At 54.2% G+C, this 21,492-nt stretch carries 20 protein-coding genes and 1 pseudogene; 11 read left to right on the forward strand and 10 right to left on the reverse strand.

The features are described 5' to 3' along the window. Nucleotides 1-5: 5 nt before the first annotated feature. Nucleotides 6-1,106, reverse strand: a complete 1,101-nt coding sequence (gene yedE, locus MTP41_RS13075) for a YedE family putative selenium transporter (protein WP_097778272.1) — start codon at nucleotides 1,104-1,106, stop codon at nucleotides 6-8. Nucleotides 1,107-1,271: 165 nt separating this feature from the next. Here yedE and MTP41_RS13080 point away from each other — a divergent pair, with 165 nt between their 5' ends. Continuing rightward, entirely contained in the window at nucleotides 1,272-2,168 is an 897-nt protein-coding gene (locus tag MTP41_RS13080) for a selenium metabolism-associated LysR family transcriptional regulator (RefSeq protein ID WP_249235694.1), read from the forward strand. Nucleotides 2,169-2,359: 191 nt separating this feature from the next. On the opposite strand, the gene MTP41_RS13085 is transcribed toward MTP41_RS13080, so the two are convergent. Genes MTP41_RS13085 through MTP41_RS13095 form a run of 3 tightly spaced genes read right to left on the reverse strand, consistent with a single transcriptional unit; the run spans nucleotide 2,360 to nucleotide 4,167 of the window. Next, entirely contained in the window at nucleotides 2,360-2,860 is a 501-nt protein-coding gene (locus MTP41_RS13085; RefSeq protein WP_249235695.1) for an NAD(P)H-hydrate epimerase, read from the reverse strand. A gap of 15 nt (nucleotides 2,861-2,875) precedes the next feature. Beyond that, a complete protein-coding gene (locus tag MTP41_RS13090; RefSeq protein WP_249235696.1) occupies nucleotides 2,876-3,013 on the reverse strand; it encodes a hypothetical protein in 138 nt (45 codons plus the stop codon). A 23-nt stretch (nucleotides 3,014-3,036) separates the two neighbouring features. Further along, nucleotides 3,037-4,167, reverse strand: a complete 1,131-nt coding sequence (locus MTP41_RS13095; RefSeq protein WP_249235697.1) for an SLC13 family permease — start codon at nucleotides 4,165-4,167, stop codon at nucleotides 3,037-3,039. Between the two features lie 806 nt (nucleotides 4,168-4,973). On the opposite strand from MTP41_RS13095, the gene MTP41_RS13100 reads away from it, so the two are divergent. From MTP41_RS13100 to MTP41_RS13110, 3 genes are all read left to right on the forward strand, one after another. Next, complete coding sequence (locus MTP41_RS13100; protein ID WP_243089065.1) at nucleotides 4,974-5,315, forward strand: DUF6551 family protein; 342 nt, start codon at nucleotides 4,974-4,976, stop codon at nucleotides 5,313-5,315. A 471-nt stretch (nucleotides 5,316-5,786) separates the two neighbouring features. Further along, nucleotides 5,787-6,635, forward strand: a complete 849-nt coding sequence (locus tag MTP41_RS13105) for a PRD domain-containing protein (RefSeq protein WP_249235698.1) — start codon at nucleotides 5,787-5,789, stop codon at nucleotides 6,633-6,635. Between the two features lie 93 nt (nucleotides 6,636-6,728). Beyond that, nucleotides 6,729-8,828 carry a PTS transporter subunit IIABC gene (locus MTP41_RS13110; protein WP_249235699.1) on the forward strand — a complete coding sequence of 700 codons (2,100 nt, stop codon included), beginning with the start codon at nucleotides 6,729-6,731 and terminating at the stop codon, nucleotides 8,826-8,828. 542 nt (nucleotides 8,829-9,370) lie between these two features. Here MTP41_RS13110 and MTP41_RS13115 read toward each other — a convergent pair. Continuing rightward, nucleotides 9,371-9,832 (reverse strand): threonine/serine exporter family protein, encoded by a 462-nt coding sequence (locus MTP41_RS13115; RefSeq protein ID WP_249235700.1) that lies wholly within the window; start codon nucleotides 9,830-9,832, stop codon nucleotides 9,371-9,373. Then, a complete protein-coding gene (locus MTP41_RS13120; RefSeq protein ID WP_120121163.1) occupies nucleotides 9,829-10,599 on the reverse strand; it encodes a threonine/serine exporter family protein in 771 nt (256 codons plus the stop codon). Before MTP41_RS13120 ends, MTP41_RS13115 begins: the two co-directional genes overlap by 4 nt. Nucleotides 10,600-11,024: 425 nt before the next feature. Here MTP41_RS13120 and MTP41_RS13125 point away from each other — a divergent pair, with 425 nt between their 5' ends. Then, nucleotides 11,025-11,495 (forward strand): Hsp20/alpha crystallin family protein, encoded by a 471-nt coding sequence (locus tag MTP41_RS13125; protein WP_249235701.1) that lies wholly within the window; start codon nucleotides 11,025-11,027, stop codon nucleotides 11,493-11,495. Nucleotides 11,496-11,605: 110 nt separating this feature from the next. Here MTP41_RS13125 and MTP41_RS13130 read toward each other — a convergent pair whose 3' ends face one another. Further along, nucleotides 11,606-11,734: an oxaloacetate decarboxylase gene (locus MTP41_RS13130; RefSeq protein ID WP_097778264.1), complete on the reverse strand. Its 129-nt coding sequence runs from the start codon at nucleotides 11,732-11,734 to the stop codon at nucleotides 11,606-11,608. A 13-nt stretch (nucleotides 11,735-11,747) separates the two neighbouring features. After that, nucleotides 11,748-12,878 (reverse strand): sodium ion-translocating decarboxylase subunit beta, encoded by a 1,131-nt coding sequence (locus MTP41_RS13135; protein ID WP_005939727.1) that lies wholly within the window; start codon nucleotides 12,876-12,878, stop codon nucleotides 11,748-11,750. A 280-nt stretch (nucleotides 12,879-13,158) separates the two neighbouring features. Here MTP41_RS13135 and MTP41_RS13140 point away from each other — a divergent pair. From MTP41_RS13140 to MTP41_RS13165, 6 genes and pseudogenes are all read left to right on the forward strand, one after another. Continuing rightward, a pseudogene (locus MTP41_RS13140) lies at nucleotides 13,159-13,305 on the forward strand (relaxase/mobilization nuclease domain-containing protein); the annotation flags it as partial. Nucleotides 13,306-13,499: 194 nt separating this feature from the next. Next, the gene (locus MTP41_RS13145) at nucleotides 13,500-16,346 is read left to right on the forward strand and encodes a hybrid sensor histidine kinase/response regulator (RefSeq protein WP_249235702.1); all 2,847 of its coding nucleotides are present in this window, start codon (nucleotides 13,500-13,502) and stop codon (nucleotides 16,344-16,346) included. Nucleotides 16,347-16,762: 416 nt separating this feature from the next. Further along, complete coding sequence (locus tag MTP41_RS13150; RefSeq protein ID WP_249235703.1) at nucleotides 16,763-18,268, forward strand: Y-family DNA polymerase; 1,506 nt, start codon at nucleotides 16,763-16,765, stop codon at nucleotides 18,266-18,268. Then, complete coding sequence (locus tag MTP41_RS13155) at nucleotides 18,249-18,746, forward strand: hypothetical protein (RefSeq protein WP_249235704.1); 498 nt, start codon at nucleotides 18,249-18,251, stop codon at nucleotides 18,744-18,746. Before MTP41_RS13150 ends, MTP41_RS13155 begins: the two co-directional genes overlap by 20 nt. A 1-nt stretch (nucleotide 18,747) precedes the next feature. Continuing rightward, the gene (locus MTP41_RS13160; RefSeq protein WP_249235705.1) at nucleotides 18,748-19,107 is read left to right on the forward strand and encodes a hypothetical protein; all 360 of its coding nucleotides are present in this window, start codon (nucleotides 18,748-18,750) and stop codon (nucleotides 19,105-19,107) included. Beyond that, nucleotides 19,052-19,534, forward strand: a complete 483-nt coding sequence (locus tag MTP41_RS13165; RefSeq protein ID WP_097774744.1) for a peptide-methionine (S)-S-oxide reductase — start codon at nucleotides 19,052-19,054, stop codon at nucleotides 19,532-19,534. Before MTP41_RS13160 ends, MTP41_RS13165 begins: the two co-directional genes overlap by 56 nt. Nucleotides 19,535-19,778: 244 nt before the next feature. Here MTP41_RS13165 and fabZ read toward each other — a convergent pair whose 3' ends face one another. Both fabZ and fabF read right to left on the reverse strand, forming a co-directional pair. Next, complete coding sequence (fabZ, locus tag MTP41_RS13170; RefSeq protein ID WP_249235706.1) at nucleotides 19,779-20,249, reverse strand: 3-hydroxyacyl-ACP dehydratase FabZ; 471 nt, start codon at nucleotides 20,247-20,249, stop codon at nucleotides 19,779-19,781. Between the two features lie 3 nt (nucleotides 20,250-20,252). Then, entirely contained in the window at nucleotides 20,253-21,491 is a 1,239-nt protein-coding gene (fabF, locus tag MTP41_RS13175) for a beta-ketoacyl-ACP synthase II (RefSeq protein ID WP_249235707.1), read from the reverse strand. Nucleotide 21,492: the final 1 nt, after the last annotated feature.

The following is a 21,492-nucleotide window of genomic DNA, read 5'->3' on the forward strand; positions in this document are numbered from 1 at the left end:
TCAGATCACTTTGCCGCTTTTTTACGGCGCAGGTTGGTTGCTGCAATCACAAACAACAGTACAATGCAAACGATGACTGCAATCTTGCCGGGCATGGCCGGGCCGCCGGGAACAGCGGCATCGGTCGCTGTGGCAGCTTTGGCGGCGCTGCCGACCAGATTAAAATTGTGTGCAAAAGCGGCACCCAGAAGCATACCGAGGAACGTTACCGCGCTGTCGGAGGAACCCTGCCCTGCAAGGATCAGCTGACGCAGCGGGCAGCCACCGGCCAATACCGCTGCAAAGCCGACAACGTACATGCCAAGGATGTTCCACAGATGCTGCGAATGTGCAATGGGCTGGCCGGAGAAGCTCAGATGGAAATTGCCGGTGGCAATGTTATAAATGGTCATGACCGCAAACAGCGCGGCAATAATGCTGAGCAGGTCGAAATTCTTCATCAGGATCACATCGCGGATGCTTCCGGCAAAGCACATACGGCTTTTCTGTGCGAGGGCACCGATGACCAATGCGACCACCAGTGCCAGCAGCAGCGGAGCGTGCTTGCTGCCGGGGCCTTCCGTGCTTGCCGCATAAGCACCCGTTGCCACACCGATCACCAGCAGAGCAGCCAGCAGAACCGGCAGCACCGCACCGCTGAGCGACTTGGTTTCATAGGCTCTTCCCAGAGAAAAGCCTTTTTTCAAGAAGCAGGAGCCAGTGGCGACACCGCCAGCAAAGCCGATGAGCGCCACATACGCATTCAGGTCACCGGCAGACATCCGTAGCACCATGCGCAGCGGGCAGCCCAGAAAGACCAGTGCACCGATCATCATAACGGCACCCAGCAGAAAACGCACCATCGGCGCAGAACCGGCGGTAGAGCGATACTCTTTGGTTGCCATGGAAATCAGGAACGAGCCGCAGACAAAGCCGACGATCTCAGGGCGGAAATACTGAACGGGTGCAGCGGTGTGCAGTTTGAGCGCGCCTGCCGCGTCGCGGATGAAACAGGCCACGCAGATTGCCATGTTGGCCGGGTTGCCAGACATGGCCAGAAGCATGACCAGAAGTCCGATGACCACACCGGACAAGGCCAGCTTCCATGTTTTGTCGAATAATTTCATGATTGCCTCCTTTTTTAGCGGATGAACTTTACCAGTTCAGTATAACACACACGATTTTTCAGGTGAAATTGATTTTATTGATAATCTGTATGTACTTATTGATATAATCAATGAGCAGAACTATAATAGAAGAAAAAGCCTTTTCAGCACAAAAAGGAGCGCAGCATGGATATCCGCCAACTGGAAGCCTTTGTGTATACCGTAAAATACCAGAGTTTTTCCCTTGCGGCTCAAAAGCTTTATCTTTCGCAGCCGACCGTCAGTTCGCATATCAACAATCTGGAAAAAGAACTTCATACACGACTTTTGAAGCGAACGACCAAGAGTTTGTCGGTTACGCCCGCAGGGCAGACCCTTTACAACTACGCAGCTGAGATCCTGAATCTCCAGCAGAAAGCGATTCTGGAACTTTCCGATAAAAATCAGAAGCTGCTGCACATCGGTGTTTCCTCCGTTCCGTCCCTCTATCTTCTGCCGGAACTGCTGTCGGCGTACCATCAGGAAATGCCGGATGTCCGCTTCCGTACCAGCTGCTCGGACAGTCTGGATGTCATTCGGAAAGTAACAGATGGAACCTGCGATATCGGGCTGGTCGGCACGAAAATTTCGGATACACCCTGCCGCTTTCTGCCGGTCACTTCGGATGAACTTGTGATCGCGGCCCCGGCTACACCGCATTTTCAGGCCTGTCTGGAATTGAAAGATCCGGTTTCCATGCTGCTAAAAGAACCATTTCTCCTGCGGGAGGATACTTCGGGGACAAAACAGGAAACGCTCTATTATCTGAAAAACCGGGGGATTTCGCTGGACGATCTGAATGTGACCGCTGTGATGGATGATGCCGCTTCGCTGATCCGCTGCATCACACTGGGGATGGGCATCTCCATCCTTTCCCGCGCAACGGTTCAGAACGATGCACAGCTTGGAAAGCTGTTGATCATTCCTCTGGAACAGTCGGCTTTCTTGCGGAAACTCTATATCGTGTATTCTTCCACACAGTTTATGTCGGAACCGACGGCGCACTTTTTTGCGTTTATGAAGCAGTTCTATGCCATTTCCTGAAAAAGGAACCGATGGCTCCCGGCCTGTGGATGACAAAACTCTGATAAAACGAAACGTCCCTTCCGCGCAGATACCCGGAACGTGAGATCCAGGCCTGCACGGAGGGGACGTGCGTTGTTTCAGAGCTGTCACAGGCATTTGCCGCAGCCGTGCCACGGATTCCAGATATCGTGCAGGATGACCACCTCCCATTAAAACACCGGGTGCCACTCGTCTCGGATGCCGATGTCGTCACAGACGATTTTGCCGCAGAGCGGTGCGGACGATACTGCCGTGTGCAGCGGCTTGTAACTGTCAAAGGTGACGGTCAGGTCGGCACGGACGGCACCTTCGGCTACCTCGCCGGTGTCGGTGCTGATGCCGCTGGGCAGGTCTACCGCCAGAACAAATGCGCCGTTTTCATGCTGACAATTCATCAGCGCACAGGCGGCAAGGCCGGAAGGACGCAGACTGCCATGGAATCCGGTGCCGTAGAGCGCATCCACGACAGCAGTAAATGGTTCATGCGAAAGCCCGGAGCCGTCGGAGCAAATTTCCACCGGCAGACCGTGCAGGCGTTCAAAATTTGTGATGGCATCGGGCGTTTTCGGCTCACCCTCGGCCAGAAGGACGGTCACCTTCCAGCCCTCTTTTGCGGCGGCGCGGGCGATGACAAAACCGTCCCCGCCGTTGTTGCCCTTTCCGCAGACCACCAGCAGAGAGCCGGGCTACGGAAGGACGTTTTTCAGTTCGGCGTAGGCTGCAAGCCCGGCGTTCTCCATCATCTGCAGATAGGGCAGGCCGTGAGCATTTCCGGCCTGTTCGATGGCCTTCATCTGTGCAGCCGTGACAATACGATGCTTCATTTCGGAACCTCCACGTTTCGGTCTTATCGCCCGATGATCCTCCATTCAGCCAGCAGGATCACCAGAAAAATCAGGTTGGACAGGGTGAACAGCTTGAAGTAGCGGCCTTTTTCCTCCGGCAGCTCCCGCGCGATCTGGCGGTAGGAAATCAGGCTGGCCATGGACGCGATCAGGGTGCCAAGGCCGCCGAGATTCGTGCCGATGATAAGCGCGGCGGTTTCATCCGTGAACCCGGACAGGAGCAGGGCAGCGGGAACATTGCTGGTGACCTGCGAAGCCAGAACTGCCACCAGCACTTCCCGCCCGGCGAGGATGGCTTGCAGCCAGCCCGAAAAGGCCGGGATGCGCCCCAGATTGCCGATGAAAACGAAGAATGCCACAAAGGTCAGCAGCAGGGAGTAATCCACATTGCGGAGAGTGGAGCGGTCAGCGCAGAGGGTACAGACCAGCACAGCGGAAAAGGCAACGCCGTAGGGCAATACCCGGACGACCGCCAGCAGACAGACCGCAAACAGCACCACATCCAGCAGGATGATTTTCCGGTCTGCGGTGGTGTTCGGCTGCTCCGGGAGCGCACCGATGCAGGAGGATGCCTGTTTGCGGCAAACCATGACCGCCCAGCCCACCAGAAGCAGCAGAGAAACGACCGTGTAGGGGAACATGAGCAGGAGGAACTCCGCCATGCTCATTCCGCTTTTGCCATAGAGGTAGAGGTTCTGTGGGTTGCCGATGGGCGTGAGCATACTGCCAAGGTTGGCCGCGATGGTCTGCATGCACACCACCGGGATGGTCAGCGCCCGGCGGGTGTCCGGCGCAAGGCCGCTCAGCACCACAAAGGTAAAGGGGACAAAGGTCAGCAGGGAAACGTCGTTGGTGATGATCATGCTCCCGAAGAAGCACAGTCCGACCAGAACGAGCACCAGCTGCAAGGTGCTGCCGGTCCGTGCCAACAGCGCCCGGCCCATCCGGTCAAAAACGCCCTGCCGCCGCAGTCCGGCCATGATGGTCATTAGGGAAAATAGAATAGCGAGCGTGCGCAGGTCGATGTAACCGAGGTAGTCTGCATCCGGCGGCACAAAGAACATGGAGAGCACGGCCAGTATGGCGGCGACCGAAAGAACGGTCTCCTGTTTGAGAAATCGCTTTAACTTCATTTGAAATTCCATAGCATCCGCTTTCTTTCAAGAATAATCGATACATCCTTTAGTATAGTAGATGTGAAACAAAATGCAAGTTTTTTGCAGCGGTGAGTGATGGAACAGCGCAATTCAAAAAGTTGGATGTTTCATTGAAAATCTGTCAATAAATAATTTGTTGACACTCTTTTTGCGCTGTGATATCTTGACATCAGGGGACTATTAGAAAGTGGCAATTTTAAATTATGCTATCCTATAAGTGTAATATCTCGATTGCGTTATGAAGTCGAGCGGAAAATGCACCTTTGACAATTAACAGAAAGACGAATTTTCTCGTCTTACTTAGGAGTTGAGTCTGATGAATGGACTCAACTCCTCTTTTTTGTCTGTTGTATCCCAGAACTTGGACTAAGAGGGTGGGCAACTTGGACTACAAGTCCATAAACTTTTCTGCGAAAGTACGATACAATCATGTCACGGAAACGGACCGGGCCCGAGAGGGAACGGAAACCGGAGCCGACGAACCTTGAAAATTGAATATGCAGCTTCAGGTACTTCCAGACAATGATACTTCCGTAATTCGCGGCCCGGTCATAAAGAAGACGGGGTGGCCGAGAGGCCAATGGAGTGGTGCAAATCCAACGCCTGAATGTTTCCCTTTCTCAGGGGTGCCGGGGGCAAATTAAGAGAGACCATACAAAACCTTTTCCAAACGCCGTTCAGGGGGAACCCGGACGGCGTTTTTATATATCAGCGAAAAGGAGTATGATCCGAAGGTCAGCTTTCGGGATGGCCGCTATTACGTCTTTGATGGGCAGAACACGGTGGAGGCACGCCGGGCCTGCAACGGCGGCAAGGATCTGCCCATTCGCTGCAAGGTTTTCCTCGGTCTGAGCAAGGAGGACGAAGCAACGCTCTTTGCGCTGCAGACCGGCATTTCCACCTGCCTGACGGCGGGCGAACGTCTGCGTGCCAATCTGGTGGCAAGAAACCCGGATGCGATCCATTTTGTGAGAGCCACCGTAGATACCGGTGTGGAGTTTGCCTATGACGGCAACCGGGCGTCCTGGAAGATCTACCGCATCGAAACAGCATATCCGCAGTATGCCAGTGCAACGAAATGCGCGGAACAGGTCGTTGAGGAAGAAGAAAACGCAGTTAAATGAAAACAGGGTGTGCCAAGCAGGTGGTTGCAACGAGAAACAATGAAAAGAATTTTTGTGAAGGTGATGAGTTACGAGATGGAGCACAGCTTTCTCCGCAATAATCTCGATTGAAAACAACTGCACAGATAAAGCAAAAAAGGAATGTTCTTACTTGTCAATTTGCTGTAGAAAATCACCTGAGTTTGGGCAAAATTGATAAAGTGAAAAAGAAACCCGTTCCCATCTTGACACTCCGCAAAGAATATGGTATTGTAATCAGGCATAGAATAAATTTCCATTCAAGTGCTTAATTTGTTCGTGCCTTACAAAAAAGAAAATCGTACGTGAGCAGCGTCGTTGGATTGTTACCGTTTGGCGGGCTAGACCAACTCTGCATAGCACAAGCCGAAAGCGTGTTTCAGCCTTCGGTATGTTTGCTGTGTCAAGAGTGGTCTTTTTTTATTGCCTTTTTCAACCTGAGGAGGAGAAACGATGCAATATACCGTCAAAAAGCCGATCAACAACAACATCCTGCGGGTGGTGGACCCCACGGGCTGCGAGCTGATCGTTACCGGGCGCGGGCTGGGCTTTGGCGCAAAGCCGGGGTACAAGCTGGACGCCGGAAAGGTGGAGCGCAGCTACCGCATGACCAGCCCTGCCGTGCAGCAGAAGCTGGTGGAGCTGCTGGAACAGATCCCCTATGAGCATCTGCTGCTCACCGACGAGCTGGTGGAGATGATCCGCAGCCGGGTGAATTACCCGCTGAACGAGAGCATGCTCATCACGCTGGCCGACCATATCAGTTTTGCCATCCAGCGCAGTGAGCAGGGCATCCGCTTCTCCAACCCGCTCATGGCACCGATCCGGGAGTTCTATCCGCAGGAGTACCGTCTTGGCATGGACTGTCTGGCGATCATCCGCCAGCGCTGCCGGGCAGATCTCTCGGATGACGAGGGCGGCTTCATCGCCCTGCACATCGTCAATGCGGAGCTCAACACCACCATGAGCGTGGTGAACGATGTCACCCGCTTTGTGGACGGCTGCGTGCAGGTGGTGGAATACTTTTACGACTGCCATTTTGACCGGGATGCGCTGGATTTCAGCCGCTTTACAGTGCATTTGCGCTTTTTTGCGCAACGTGTATTTCAAGGAAAACAGGAGCAGGAAAACGATACCCACGACGAAGTGTTCCGCGCCCTGATCGCCCGCAATTGCAGCGAACACTACAAATGCGCCTGCTGCATTGCGGAATATGTCCGCAACACATGGCACAAGGAGCTTTCGGACGAGGAACTGGTGTTCCTTACGATCCATCTGAAACGGATTCGGATGGGGAAATAAGCCGCCCGCCTGCCGTACCTTTGATTCTCCGCAGGCCACGCCTGCGTGTGAATATATTTGTTGGATACGAATTTGGAAAAAGGAGAATTGAAGATGAAAGACAAGATCTTTGGCGTGCTGCAGCGTGTCGGACGCAGCTTTATGCTGCCCATTGCACTGCTGCCCGTGGCGGGCCTGCTGCTGGGCATCGGCAGCTCGTTCACCAACGAGACGATGCTGGCGGCTTATGGCCTGAACAGCGTCATCCACCCCGGTACCCTGATCTACACCATTCTGGACGTGATGAGCCAGACCGGCAGCGCCGTGTTCAACAACCTGGCCCTGCTGTTCGCCATGGGCGTGGCCATCGGCATGGCCCGCAAGGAAAAAGAGGTAGCCGCTCTGTCCGGTGCGGTGGCCTATATCATTATGAATACAGCCATTCAGGCCATGATCAATGCGGCAGGCGGCGTAGAAGCGATGCCTGCCAACTCCACCACCACCATGCTGGGCATCACGACCCTGCAAATGGGCGTGTTCGGCGGTATCGTGGTCGGTCTGGGCGTGGCAGCCCTGCACAACCGGTTCTATAAGATCGAGCTGCCGCAGGTGCTGGCCTTCTTCGGCGGCACCCGCTTTGTGCCCATCATCAGTTCCATCGTGTATCTGGTGGTCGGCATCGCCATGTTCTACATCTGGCCGGTGGTGCAGAACGGCATTGCTGCGCTGGGCGCACTGGTGCTGGCTTCCGGCTACGCAGGCACCTTTATCTACGGCCTGCTGGAGCGCGCACTGATCCCCTTCGGCCTGCACCATGTGTTCTATATGCCGTTCTGGCAGACCGCTGTGGGCGGCACCGCCATCATCGACGGCGTGACCGTGACCGGCGCCCAGAACATCTTCTTTGCAGAGCTGGCCTCCAAGTCCACCACGGTGTTCTCGGTCAGCGCTACCCGCTTCATGGCCGGTAAGTTCCCCTTTATGATGTTCGGCCTGCCCGGCGCGGCGCTGGCGATGTACCAGTGCGCCAAGCCAGAAAAGAAAAAGGCGGCAGGCGGCCTGCTGCTTTCCGCAGCCCTGACCGCCTTCCTCACCGGCATCACCGAGCCGCTGGAATTTACCTTTATCTTTGTGGCTCTGCCCATGTACGCCGTGCACTGCGTGCTGGCGGGCCTGTCCTTCATGCTCATGCATATCCTGAACGTGGGCGTGGGCATGACTTTCTCCGGCGGTCTGATCGATCTGGTGCTGTTCGGCGCGATGCAGGGCAACGCCAAGACCCACTGGATCTGGGTAGTCGTTGTGGGTGCGGTGTATTTTGTGCTGTACTACATCATTTTCCGCTTTATGATCTCCAAGTTCAACTACAAGACCCCGGGCCGTGACGATGCCGAGGAAGTCAAGCTGTACACCCGTGCGGACGTGAACGCCCGCAGCGCCGCTTCCGACAGCACCGCTCCCGCAGGGGATGATCCGGTCAGCGCCCTGATCGTAGAAGGTCTGGGCGGTGCCGACAACCTGTCCGACGTGGACTGCTGCGCCACCCGCCTGCGCTGCACCGTCAAGGATGTTGCGCTGGTCAAACAGGATGTGCTCAAGGCCTCCGGTGCCTCCGGCGTGATCTGCAAGGGCGACGGTGTGCAGGTGGTATACGGCCCCAAGGTGGCCGTCATCAAGGCAAAGCTGGAAGATTATCTGGAAAATGCACCTAAGACCCCGGCAGTGACCGCAACACCCGCCCCGGCAGCCCACGCAGCAAAGGATACCGTGCTGTCTGCCTGCCTGAACGGCACTGTAGTGCCGCTGGCCGATGTGAAGGATGAAGCCTTTGCCAGCGGTGCACTGGGGGATGGCATTGCCATTGAGCCCACCGATGGTGAACTGGTGGCACCTGCTGACGGCGAGATCTCCTCCACCTTTGAGACCCACCATGCCGTGGGCATGACCACGGCTGACGGCGCGGAGTTGCTGATGCACATCGGCATCGATACGGTCAAGCTGGGTGGCAAGCACTTCACCTACCTCGTCAACGAGGGCGACAAGGTAAAGAAAGGCCAGCCGTTGATCCGCTTTGAACTGGAAGCCATTAAGGCCGAAGGCTATCCCGTGACCACGCCGCTCATTGTCTGCAATACTGATGACTATGCCGCTGTCGCGGCTAAAGCCAGCGGCACCGTAAAGCAGGGCGATGCGCTGCTGGAACTGAAGCACTAAGCGTTTCTCCCAAACTGTAAGGCAGGGTTGTTATAAAAGGGGGGCTGTTGCAAAAAAGCCCCAACAAAAAAATGAGATAGACTTCCCCACAAAAGGGGTTGCCTATCTCATTTTTTTAGGATAAAGAAAACCACATGAGGGAGGAACGAAAAATGGATCACAGCGCACAGGATGCCCTGCCGCCTACATCAGCGGCTATTGATGCAATCACAGTTGGCGTTATAGGATCCGTTCCCGATTGACAATTTGGCTTTGCACGAAAAAAAACGGTGATTTGTACAAAAAGGATTCCGTGGATTTTAAAAAAAGTATGATCCTTTTGCGGACTTTGGCACTCTGCTATGGACGCTGCTGATAAACGGCGCGGTATAGAACAGTGGCGTGCTCGGGAGAAGGCAAAAAAGGAGAGCTGAAAGGCTCCCCGGAAAGCCCTTCAGAATGAGCGTTAAAAGCGATTTTATCAAAATGTTATAACAATATTGCCCCTGTCAGCTGTGTGGGATGAAACCAAAGCTGACAGGGGCATTCTTCAATGTGGAAGATCACTGCTTTCCCGAAGAACGGATTGCAAGTGCGTGCAGCTTCCGGCTCAAATCGGCCAGACACCATGCGATTGCCATACCGCCGGCAATTCCAAGAGCGGCCAGAAAGGTCTGCTCTCCGAAATGCCCTGCAGCAGACAAATCATTGGAGACGACTGCGTTCATGCAGTAATAGAGGGTGCTTCCGGGAATGAGGGGAATGGCAGCGGTGATGAAGAAAGGCGTAGAAGGTGCATTGCAGTATCGGGCAAGAATTTCGGCATACAGAGCGGTACAGAAACCGGCCAACAGATTGGCAAGAAAGACGCTGCGCAGGGTGTTGGCGGCAAGAAGATAAGCCAGCCATGCCAGAAGTCCGCCTACACCGGCGGCGGGTAAGTAGCGCCGGTTCAGATTGAAGATCAGTCCAAAACCGACCGAACCAAGGGCAGCACTGAGCAACTGCGAAAAAACCTGTATCATGCGGAAATCCCTCCCATCAACCAGATGGCGGCCATTATGCCGAGTGCAAGGGTGGCGGCCATCAGAATGGCTTCCACCAGCCGAAGAGAGCCGGAAATAATGTCCCCAAGTAGGATGTCCCGGATGGAATTTGTCAGCATGATGCCGGGGATCAGCAGCATGATGATGCCAATCAGAACTTTATCGGCATGAAACTGCATCCCAAAGCGGCAGAGCAGCAGAGTGGAGACACCGCTGAGAAATGATGCTATAAACTGAAATTCTACGCCATTCATACAAAAAGGCGAGAGATAGCGCTCCATCCAGCAAATCAGAACGGCAATGCCGCCGGCCAGCAGGCCGTCCCAGAGATTTCCACCAAAGAAGATGGCAAAACTGGAAGCAGCCAACACACTGCCGGCAAGATGCAGTCTTGGGTCCGGATGCTGTGCCAGAATGGCATTCAGCTGGCGCTGAAACTCTTCTATGGAAGGAGGCGCTGTGCAGATACGGCGGCTGAGCGCATTGAGCTTTTCCAAGGTCAGCAGGTCATTGCTGGCAGCGTGACGCAGGCGGCGGGTCTCGGTCTGCGGCGGCAGCGAGGGCATGGTAAGCGTGACCACGATGCTGGATGTGATCACGAATACATTCACATCTTCTGCCCCATAGGCGATTGCGATCCGGTTCAAAGTGTCCTCAACGCGGAATACTTCTGCGCCACTGTTTTGTAAAGCTTCGCCCATTCGGACCAGAATGTGGAGAAAATGACTGATCTCGGTCTCTTCCACAATATCACGCTCTTTTCATCTCGGTTTCTACATTATTATAGCGGGTGGACCGGCAGAACGCAAGACGCTGCAAGGACAGAGAGACTTTTTGACAACTGCATTGTTTACGCGGGCAATGGATCGTCTGGTTCTGAAGAAACGGCTTGCATCCGTTCTGTCACAGCGAAAGACTACGATCAGAGAAGAAAAAATTGAATCCAGTGCAAACGATTTTGCCGAGAATTGCATGAAATATTATAAAAGTATTATTCTTTTATGAATTTTAGCACTCTACTATTGACACTGCTAATAAACAGTGTTATAACAGTGGCGTGCTCAGGAGAAAGGGGCATGAGGGAACCGCAAGGCTCCCGGGAAGACTCCGCTCCTGATGCACGATCTTGATTTTATGCCCGACCCGAACGCCGGGATTGGAGGGTTGTTTTATGTTTATGCCTGCTGTTTTCCATGAAAATCTGTTCGATGATTTCTTTGATCCGTTCTGGAACGACGGTGCGCTGGAGCGTGCAATGAATCGTGAAGAGCGTGAAGCCTTCGGCAAGCGCGGCGCAAACATGATGAAAACCGATGTGAAGCAGACCGCCGATGGCAACTATGATGTGGCTGTTGACCTGCCCGGCTGCAAGAAGGAAGACGTTCAGATGGAACTGAGCGACGGCTACCTGACCATTCAGGCCGTCCGCAGCCACTCCAATGATGAGAAGGACAACGATGGCCGTTATCTGCGCCGTGAGACCTTCTCCGGTACCTGTGCCCGCAGCTTCTATGTGGGTGATGCCGTGAAGAAGGAGGACATCCACGCAAAGTTCGAGGATGGCATCCTGCGCATCGTGCTGCCCGCACCGCAGCAGCAGAAGGCTCTGCCTGCGAATCCCAATCTCATTGAAATCGAATAACGTTTGTGCACCGGTGTGAGGAACACCGGCGCATAGAACCAGCCCCCGGAGAACCGTAAAAAGCTCTTCGGGGGTTTTTGTGTTCTGACATCTCTACTTGATGGGATGAATTATTTCCGACTTGTCAGCCGGTTGAGCAGCATCACAGCCAGAACAATGACACCAATGACGAGAAGAATGCCGACCATGCCGATGAGCATCATGGGCATGGTGGTCATCCACGAAGAAAGATGAAGCATAAGTGTACCTCCGTTAAGCCATCAGGGTCAGAATCAGGCCGCCTGCAATGACGGATGCGATCTGCCCCGAAACGTTGACGCTGATGGAGTACATCAGCAGGAAATTCTGGTTATCTTCTTCCAATCCCATCTTGTTGACCACACGGCCGCTCATGGGGAAGGCCGAGATGCCGGCTGCACCGATCATCGGGTTCAGTTTTTTGCCTTCGGGCAGGAACAGGTTCAGCAGCTTTGCAAACAGCACGCCGCCTGCGGTATCAAAAACGAAGGCTACCAGACCCAGTGCAAGGATGAGCAGGGTATCGGGCCGGACAAATTTGTCAGCGGTCATCTGTCCGGCCACGGTCAGGCCCAGCACGATGGTGATGAGGTTTGCCAGCACATTCTGCGCGGTTTCGCTGAGGGCATTCAGTACGCCGCACTCCCGCAGCAGGTTGCCGAACATCAGAAAACCAACTAGAGCTACGCTGGCAGGAGCTACCATACCGGCAATGATGGTTACCACAATGGGGAACAGGATCTTCGTCAGCTGGCTGACATTGCCCTTTTCATAGGGCATCCGGATGCGGCGGTCCTTCTGGGTGGTCAGCAGTTTAATGACCGGCGGCTGCACGATGGGCACCAGAGCCATGTAACTGTACGCTGCCACCATGATGGCACCAAGGTACTGGGAGTTGAGGGTGTTGGCTACAAAAATGGCGGTGGGACCGTCCGCTGCACCAATGACAGCGATGGAAGCAGCATCCTTCAGATCAAAGAAGAAGCCTGCCAGAAACAGGGTGAAGAAAATACCAAACTGCGCTGCGGCACCAAAGAGCATGAGCCACGGCTTTTCCAGCAGGGGGCCAAAGTCGATCATAGCACCAATGCCGATGAAAAGCAGCAGGGGAAACAGCTCGTTGGACATGCCTGCTTCAAACAGGGCAGAAATGGGGCCTACAGTATCGCCCTGCGTGATGGCACCGGACAGCGGCAGATTGACCAGAATGGCACCGAAGCCCATGGGCAGCAGCAGGCTCGGCTCCATCTTTTTGGCGATGGCAAGGTAGATGAGCAATGCACCAATGCCCCACATCACCACCATCTGCCAAGTCAGGTTTCCAAAATTGGAAAACAGACTTGCGAATGTGTTCAGAAAGTTCATAGTTTTCTTGCCTCCTATTGTGCTCCGGTGCGGTGACAAGAAAAAAGAGACTCCCGCCACAGCACCTTGTCTGTGACAAAAGTCTCAAGCGAACACATGACATCGGGCATTTCTGCCGTGATGACGCTGCCATGCAGCAGTCTCCCGAAGAATAAGCCGGAACACTGCCCTTTACTCCCTTTTATCAGATGTATTAAAACAGAATATGGGAAAACTGTCAAGAAAAATACAGAAATCTTTTCTGTATCTTATAAGGGTCTTTCCGCTGTGGTTCACGCAAGCTGATTACAGCAAGGCCTTTCTGGAAGCTCACCGGGAGGCAATCACCCTGCACAAGGCGGCGAAAGCTGCCTTTGACGAAGCCGGGCTGCAAAAACTGCCGAAGGTCAAGGAGTTGGATGCAGAGTTCGCAGAACTTCTGACCAAATAGTGTTCACAAGCATAAACTCTTGAAATGCTTCTGTCATAATGTTACAATACATGCTAGATACGTTGGTATATATACTGTTCAAAAAGCTGCTGACAACAGGATGCGATCAAGGCTGCCATGAACTTCTTGAAACCTGTGCAATGGAAATAAAACGGAATGAGACCGTCTGGGGCGGAGAAAGATTGGATGAAATGAAAAACTCTGGAATGAGCGAAACCATGCGCTCCCTGACACGGAAAAGCGTCTGTGCGCTGCTGAGTCTGCTGCTGTTGCTGTCAGCCGTGCTCCCTGTGAAGGCTGTCGCAGAAACCGCCCCAATAAAGATCATCCGCGTCGGCTCGTTTGAGGACACCTTCAACTATTGCAACGAGAAGGGCGCAAGAAAGGGCTACGGCTACGAATTACTGCAGACCTTATCCGGCTATACAGGCTGGCAGTTCGAATATGTGACCTGCGACTGGTCAGACTGCTTCGAAAAGCTCAAAAACGGCGAAATCGACATCATGGGCGGTATTTCTTATACGGAGGATCGCGCTGAGGAAATGCTGTTTTCGGACGAGCCGATGGGGGAAGAAAAATATTACCTCTACGTCGATCTTTCGCGTGCAGACATCTCCGCCTCCAACTTCAAAACGCTGAACGGCAAAAAGGTCGGTGTTCTGATGGGAACGGAACCGGAAGTGATGCTGACCGAATGGGAGGAAAAATACGGCATAAAAACGCAGCACGTCAACATCTCCAACAACGAGGATGTGAAGCAAAAGCTGGCAAACCACGAGATCGACTGCTTTGTTTCGCTGGAAGAATCCTTATGGGCAGAGCTTGGCATCTCGACCATAACCCGCGTGGGAAAATCCAGCATCTACTATGTGCTCAACAAAGACCGTTCTGATCTCAAGGAAGAACTGGACAATGCGATGCGCGCGTTGGACGAAGCGGCTCCTTTTTATACAGCGGATCTGTGTAAAAAGTATTTCTCGCTGGATTATAAGCCCATCCTTACGGGAGAGGAAAAGGCGTGGCTCAGAAAGCACGGTGCGATCCGAATGGGCTTTCTGACGAGTGATCGCGGCGTCAGCACCTATGACCCTGCCACCGGGGAGATTACCGGGACAATCACGGATTATATTCAGTTTGCAACAGATTGTCTGGGCAATCAGGAGCTGGAATTCCATCTGGTCGGCTATGACGACAAAGAGGCGGAACTCAATGCGCTGAAATCAGGCGAGATCGACATGGTCTTCCATTTCGACCAGAGTCCCAATCTGGCAGAAGAATATCGCGTTGCCTGCACCAACACAACGTGGACCTCCAATATGATGGCGGTCACGAACAAACAGCTCTTTACCGAAAACCAAGTGAACCGCATTGCCGTTCCCCAAAACAAGATTTCCCTAACAAGGTACATTGCGTTTTATTATCCGCAGTGGGAAATCGTGGACTGCGATACACAGGAGGATGCGATAAAACTGGTCAAGGACGGACAGGCAGACTGTTTTGTCACCGGGATCAGCAGTGAGGGAAATTACAGTAAGAAATACGGCTTTTACAGCGTTCCGCTGCCTAACCCTGCCAATTCCTGCTTTGCGGTCAATAGCGGAAACCGCAGCCTGCTGTCCATCCTGAACAAAACGATCAAGGCAATGCCAGCCAATATGCTTACCAGCTCTCTGGCGATGTATAAGAGCTCCTCGCGGAAGGTTACCCTGATCGATTTTATAAAGGATAACTTCTTTATGGTTCTGCTGATCAGCAGCATTGCGGTTGCAGTTGTTCTGCTCACGATTTTGAAGCTGCTCCAGAAGGCGCGTAAAGCCGAAGCTGCTGCAAGAAAAGCCGCAAACGATACGCAGGAACTGAATGCAAAATTGCAGGTCGCTGTGGAAAACGCGGAGAGTGCGAACCGCGCCAAATCCACCTTCCTGTTCAATATGTCGCATGATATCCGCACGCCCATGAACGCCATTATCGGCTATGCAGACCTTGCCTCCCGGCATCTGGACGACCCTGCAAAGCTGGAAAAATACATGGAGAACATTCAGGTGTGCGGACAGAACCTGCTGATGCTGCTGAACAACGTTCTGGATCTTGCCCGGATCGAGAATGACAAGACGGAGATGGAGTATTCTGTTTCGGATGTCGATAAGGATTTCCGTAATTGCGTTGCGATGTTCCAGAATCAGGCAGACAGCAAGGGGCAGACGCTTACGGTGACAGCACATCTGCTGTATCCGTATGTCTATGCGGATATTCCGCACCTGACCGAGGTCTGTACAAACCTTGTCAGCAACGCGGTCAAATACACGGGAGCCGGCGGCACGATCCACTGCGATGTCACGCAGAAGCCCGGCAAAAAAGAGGGCTGGTGCGATATGGTGGTCACGGTTGCCGATAATGGCATCGGAATGTCGCAGGAGTTCCAGAAGCATATCTTTGAACCCTTTGAACGGGAACGCACTTCCACCGTCAGCAAGGTGGAGGGCAGCGGCATCGGAATGGGCATTGTGAAAAAACTGGTTGAGCTGATGAGCGGCACCGTGGAAGTGGAGAGCAAGATCGGTGTTGGCTCCACATTTACTGTGACCATTCCCTGCCGCATTGTGTCCGGGGATGAAACACAGGCGAAACGAGAAACAAACCCTTCGGATCAAAAGTGCCTGTGCGGTACAAGGATCCTGCTGACCGAGGACAACGACCTCAATGCGGAGATCGCCGTCGAACTGCTGCAGGAAGAGGGCTGCACGGTAGACCGCGCCAAAGACGGCGTGGAATGTGTGGATATGCTGGAAAAGGCTGCGAACGGAACGTATCAGATGATCCTTATGGATATCCAGATGCCTGTGATGAACGGCTACGATGCGGCAAAGAAGATACGGAGGATGGATGACCCCCAAAAGGCGGGCATCCCTATCATCGCCATGACGGCAAATGCTTTTTCCGAAGATAAACAGGCAGCATTGGATGTCGGAATGAACGATCATATCGCAAAGCCGATCAATATGAATATCCTTGTGCCGACCATCCAGAAATACCTTTGATGCGGACAGAAAGTTTTGCATAAGAACCTCCGCAGGCCGTAATGCACCCGCTAAACGAATACCGCCGAGGAACTTTTCCGGTTGGAAGATGTCCTCAGCGGTATTTTCAGTTTATATATGTGGCACAGGCAGATGGAAAGCTCTGCAGCTATTGCAGAGAGGATTTCTGCAACACCGAAAACGGACGGATGATCGTGGAGCTGTATCTGGGCAAACAGGGACATCACATTTTGAGGAATCTTGTATTAAACAGGGCAGCAGCCCTTAAAAAGAGTGACAGCGTTTCAGATTGAAATGCTTTCACTCTTTTTTGTTGTCTGAATCACAGATAAAATAGCCGCTTCATCTTGAAAACAGCGTAAAGATTTATTATAATAAGATAAATAGTTGTGTCTTATACAAAGGAGGGCTGAAGTATGGCAGCGCCGCGCACCTATCTGGCAATCGACCTGAAAAGCTTCTATGCCTCGGTGGAGTGCGTAGACCGCCATCTGGACCCCCTGACCACCAATCTCGTGGTGGCAGACGCATCCCGCACCGAAAAGACCATCTGCCTTGCTGTATCGCCCTCCCTGAAAGCCTACAAGATACCCGGCAGAGCACGGCTGTTTGAAGCCGTTCAGCGGGTGAAAGAGGTCAACGCCCAGCGGCTGCAAACTGCCATCCAACAACACAAGGCAGTGCGTGGGGAGGATGGCAAGTACCGCTTTGCCAGCACCTCTTTCGATGCCAACGCCCTGAACGCAGACCCGGCGCTGGGGCTGAGCTATATTGTTGCGCCGCCCCGGATGCAGCGGTATCTGGATGTGTCCACCCAAATCTACAAAACTTACCTCAAATATGTGTCCCCGGCAGACATCTACCCCTACTCCATCGACGAGGTTTTTATTGATGTGACGGGATATCTGCCCTATTACCACATGAGTGCCCATGAACTTGCCATGACCATGGTGCGGGAGGTGCTGTACAACACCGGCATCACCGCAACGGCAGGCATCGGCACCAACCTCTACCTTGCAAAGCTGGCCATGGACATCGTAGCCAAGCACATCCCGGCGGACAAGGATGGTGTCCGCATTGCGGAGCTGGACGAGCAGTCCTATCGGTATCTGCTGTGGAGCCACCGCCCCTTGACGGATTTCTGGATGACAGGTCCCGGCACAGTGAAAAAGCTGGAAGCACACGGCATTTATACGATGGGGGACTTGGCACGTTTTTCTATCCACGGAGAAGATCGACTGTATGAGATTTTCGGCGTAGATGCAGAGATCCTTATTGACCACGCATGGGGCTGCGAGCCCTGCGGCATAGAGCAAATCAAAAGCTACAAGCCCAGCACCAACAGCATCAGCGAGGGGCAGGTGCTGACCTGCCCTTACCCCAACGATAAGGCAAAGCTCATTGTCCGGGAAATGGCGGAAATCTTGATGTTCCGGCTCACCGAAAAAAAGCTGGTGACGGAATCCATCACCTTGGAAGTAGGCTACGACCGGGAGAATGTGGACAAGGGCGGCTACCGTGGTCTGACCCAGACCGACCGCTACGGCAGAATCATCCCCAAGGCGGCACACGGCACCGTCCGGTTTGATGTCCCCACCAATCTGGGCAGCACCCTCATCAACGAAAGCGCAAAGCTGTTTGAGCGCATCACCGACCCGGCGCTGACAGTGCGGCGCATTACCATCAACGCCAATAAGGTCACGCCGGACGAGGGCATCTATCAGGTGGACTTTTTCACCGACACCAAGAAGCTGGAAAAGGAGAAAAAGCTCCAGCAAGCCATGCTGGGCATCAAGAACAAGTACGGCAAAAACGCTGTGCTGAAAGCCAGCAGCTACGAGGAGGGTGCCACCATGCGCCAGCGCAATGCGCAGATCGGCGGTCACAGCGCAGGAGGTTCGGATGAAAAACTACAAAAATAGCAAAATTGGGCGGGAGACCGCCCAAAAGTACGGGGACATCATAGAGATGGAACGCCCCCGGACCGAAGAATCCCTTCGCAAGCACCCCCGCATGACCCTTCAGAACCGTGCCAAAATCTTTTCGCCCTTCTCTCCACTGCGGGGCTATGACGAACAGCTTGCCGCAGAAAAGCAGCGCACCGAGCGGGTACCCAAGCGCATTCTGACCGAGGAAGAAATGTCGGCTCTGTCCGATCGTCTGATACAGGTCACCAAGGGCATGACCATCACAGTGCGGTACTTCAAGGAGGACACCGCCCACCCGGAGATTCCGGCAGTGGGCAACTATATCACACTGACAGGAAAAGCAGACCGCATCGACCCGGTGTTCCGCACCCTACAGGTGGGCGATACCGTGGTGCCCTTTGAAAATCTGGTGAAACTCGGCGGGGAGGGTATCATGGACATTGATGCGTATCTGGGCATCGGAGAAGAATGAGATGAGAGAAAATGCTGAAAGCGATTTTTATGGGGACAGCTCTTTCAGTAAAATGACCTCAGAAGAAGCAAAACACACTTCAGACGGAGGAAAATACAATACCACCCTTTGGATGCCGGAAGTCGTGCATTATTTCAAGGAGAATCTGCAAAAGGCAAAAGGCAAAACGCACATAAAGCGGCCCCGGAGAGCTGCGATAAGCCCTCCGGGGCCATTTTTGTTTTCTGATATCTTTCCGACAGTGGGAAAGCGTGGTAGAATAGGAGCAAAGCTGATATATGATCAACAGGAGGAGGAAAATCAAGATGGAAACGGTCTATATCGCAGGCGGATGCCTTTGGGGCGTACAGCATTTTTTTGACACAGTGCCTGGTGTACAGATGACTGAAGCCGGCAGAGCCAACGGAACAACGAGCTCTCTGGATGGCCCATACGATGGATATGCAGAATGCGTAAAAGTGGTCTATGATGAGAAAAACACAAGCATTTCAGAACTGATGGCACACCTGTTTGAGATCATCGACCCCTACAGCCTGAACAAACAGGGCGTGGACGTTGGAAAAAAGTACCGGACAGGGCTGTACAGTACAGATCCCAGACATCTGGAAGAAGCAAGAGCTTTTATAAACGGCCGGGAGGACCGGGACAAGATCATGCTGGAAGTGCTGCCGCTGACAAATTATGTCCGGAGCGCTGAGGAGCATCAGCACCATCTGGAACGGCACCCTGAAGACTGCAGCTACTGCCATATCCCGGATGCTGTCCTGAACAGATACAGAAATCAGTAAATATGCGATCCTACCATTGCAGTAACACCAATGGAAGTATCAGGAGCAGGAGAGTGCTCCGCTGGTGCGGGAATTTCTGACGGATACCGGCATGACGGCGGCGCAGATCGAACGGGTGGCCTATCTGGTGGGGCACCACTGATGGTTCTGGATGTGGCGCTTGGCTGAGAGAGCGAAGCGGCTTCTCAATGGTAAAATAACGGAAAACACCCCTGTGAGTTTTTTTAAACTCACAGGGGTGTTTTTAGGCGTTGGGGTCGGTCAGAACAAAGGTCAGCTCGGCGGTGGCGGCGCACTTGCCGTCCACCCACGCCGAGGCTTTGCCCACGCCCACCGGGCCGTGCTGCTCTACCAGTTCACAGTGCAGGGTGAGCACATCGCCGGGGGTGACCTGCTTGCGGAAGCGGGCATTCTTGATGCCGCCGAAGAGGGCCAGTTTGCCCTTGTTCTCCGGCAGGCTGAGCGCTGCCACCGCGCCGGTCTGGGCCAGTGCTTCCAGAATGAGCACTCCCGGCATCACCGGCTGGCCGGGAAAATGTCCGCAGAAAAATTCCTCATTGCGGCTCACGCACTTGCGGCCGATGGCCCACTGGCCCGGCTCATAGTCCAGAATGCGGTCCACAAGGGCAAAGGGATAGCGGTGCGGCAGAAGCGCCGCGATCTCCTCACTGTTCAGGGTGTTTGCGTCTGCACGCACGGTGCGGGGTTCTGCCATGGGTCAGCCCTCCCATCTGCGCAGGGCGATGCAGGCGTTGTGCCCGCCAAAGCCCAGACTGTTGCTCAGTGCGTAGGTCATGGCCTGCGCACGGCCAGTGTTCGGCACATAGTCCAGATCACATTCGGGATCGGGCTGCTCATAGTGGATGGTGGGCGGCGCAAACTGGTCATGCAGGGCCAGCGCTGTAAATACGGCTTCAATGCCGCCCGCACCGCCCAGCAGATGGCCGGTCATGCTCTTGGTGCTTACCACAGTCAGCTGCTTTGCGTGTTCGCCGAACACCGCATGGATGGCGGCGGTCTCGCAGGCATCGTTCATGTGGGTGCCGGTGCCGTGGGCGTTGATGTGATCCACCTGCTCCGGTGCGATGCCTGCATCCGCCAGCGTCAGCGCCATGCAGTCGATGGCACCTGCGCCGCCGGGGGCGGGGGCGGTGAAGTGGTAGGCGTCGCAGTTGGCACCGTAGCCCACCATCTCGGCGTAGATGTGCGCACCGCGGGCACGGGCATGTTCCAGCTCTTCCAGCACCAGCACACCGCTGCCTTCGCCCATCACGAAGCCGCCGCGCCGCGCGTCAAAGGGCAGGCTGGCTGCATCCGGATCGGTCGCAGTGGAAAGCGCTTTCATGCTGGTAAAGCCGCCGATGCCCAGAGGGCTGATGCAGCTCTCTGCACCGCCGCAGACCATGGCGGTCTCGTAGCCGTCACGGATGCGGTGGAAGGCATCGCCTACGGCATTGGTGCCGCCGGCGCAGGCCGTCACCGGGCAGGTGCACATGCCCTTCAGACCAAAGCGGATGGCCACCTGTGCCGCTGCCATGTTGGCAATGGACATGGGCACGAAATAGGGGCTTACCTTTTCCATGCCCTTCTCTTCACCACGGGTGTGCTGCTCCTCAATGGTGGGCAGACCGCCGATGCCGCTGGAAAGGATGACACCGATCTGTTTGGCTTCTACTTCGGTGTCCAGACCGCTGTCTGCAACCGCTTCAGCGGCGGCAGCAAGGGCCAGAACGGTAAAGCGGGCCATCTTGCGGGCTTCCTTTTTGTCCACGATGGTTTCCGGGTCAAAGCCCTTCACCTCGCCTGCCAGCTTACATTTAAAATCGGTGGTATCGAACTGGGTAATGGGGCCGATGCCGCATTTGCCCGCTTTGGCAGCGGCCCAGCTGTCGGCGGTGTTGTTGCCCAGCGGGTTCACGGTGCCAAGGCCGGTGATCACGACTCTGCGTTTTTCCATG

Source organism: Faecalibacterium sp. I4-3-84, from assembly GCF_023347255.1.
In the GTDB taxonomy this organism is placed as follows: Bacteria; Bacillota; Clostridia; order Oscillospirales; family Ruminococcaceae; genus Faecalibacterium; species Faecalibacterium taiwanense.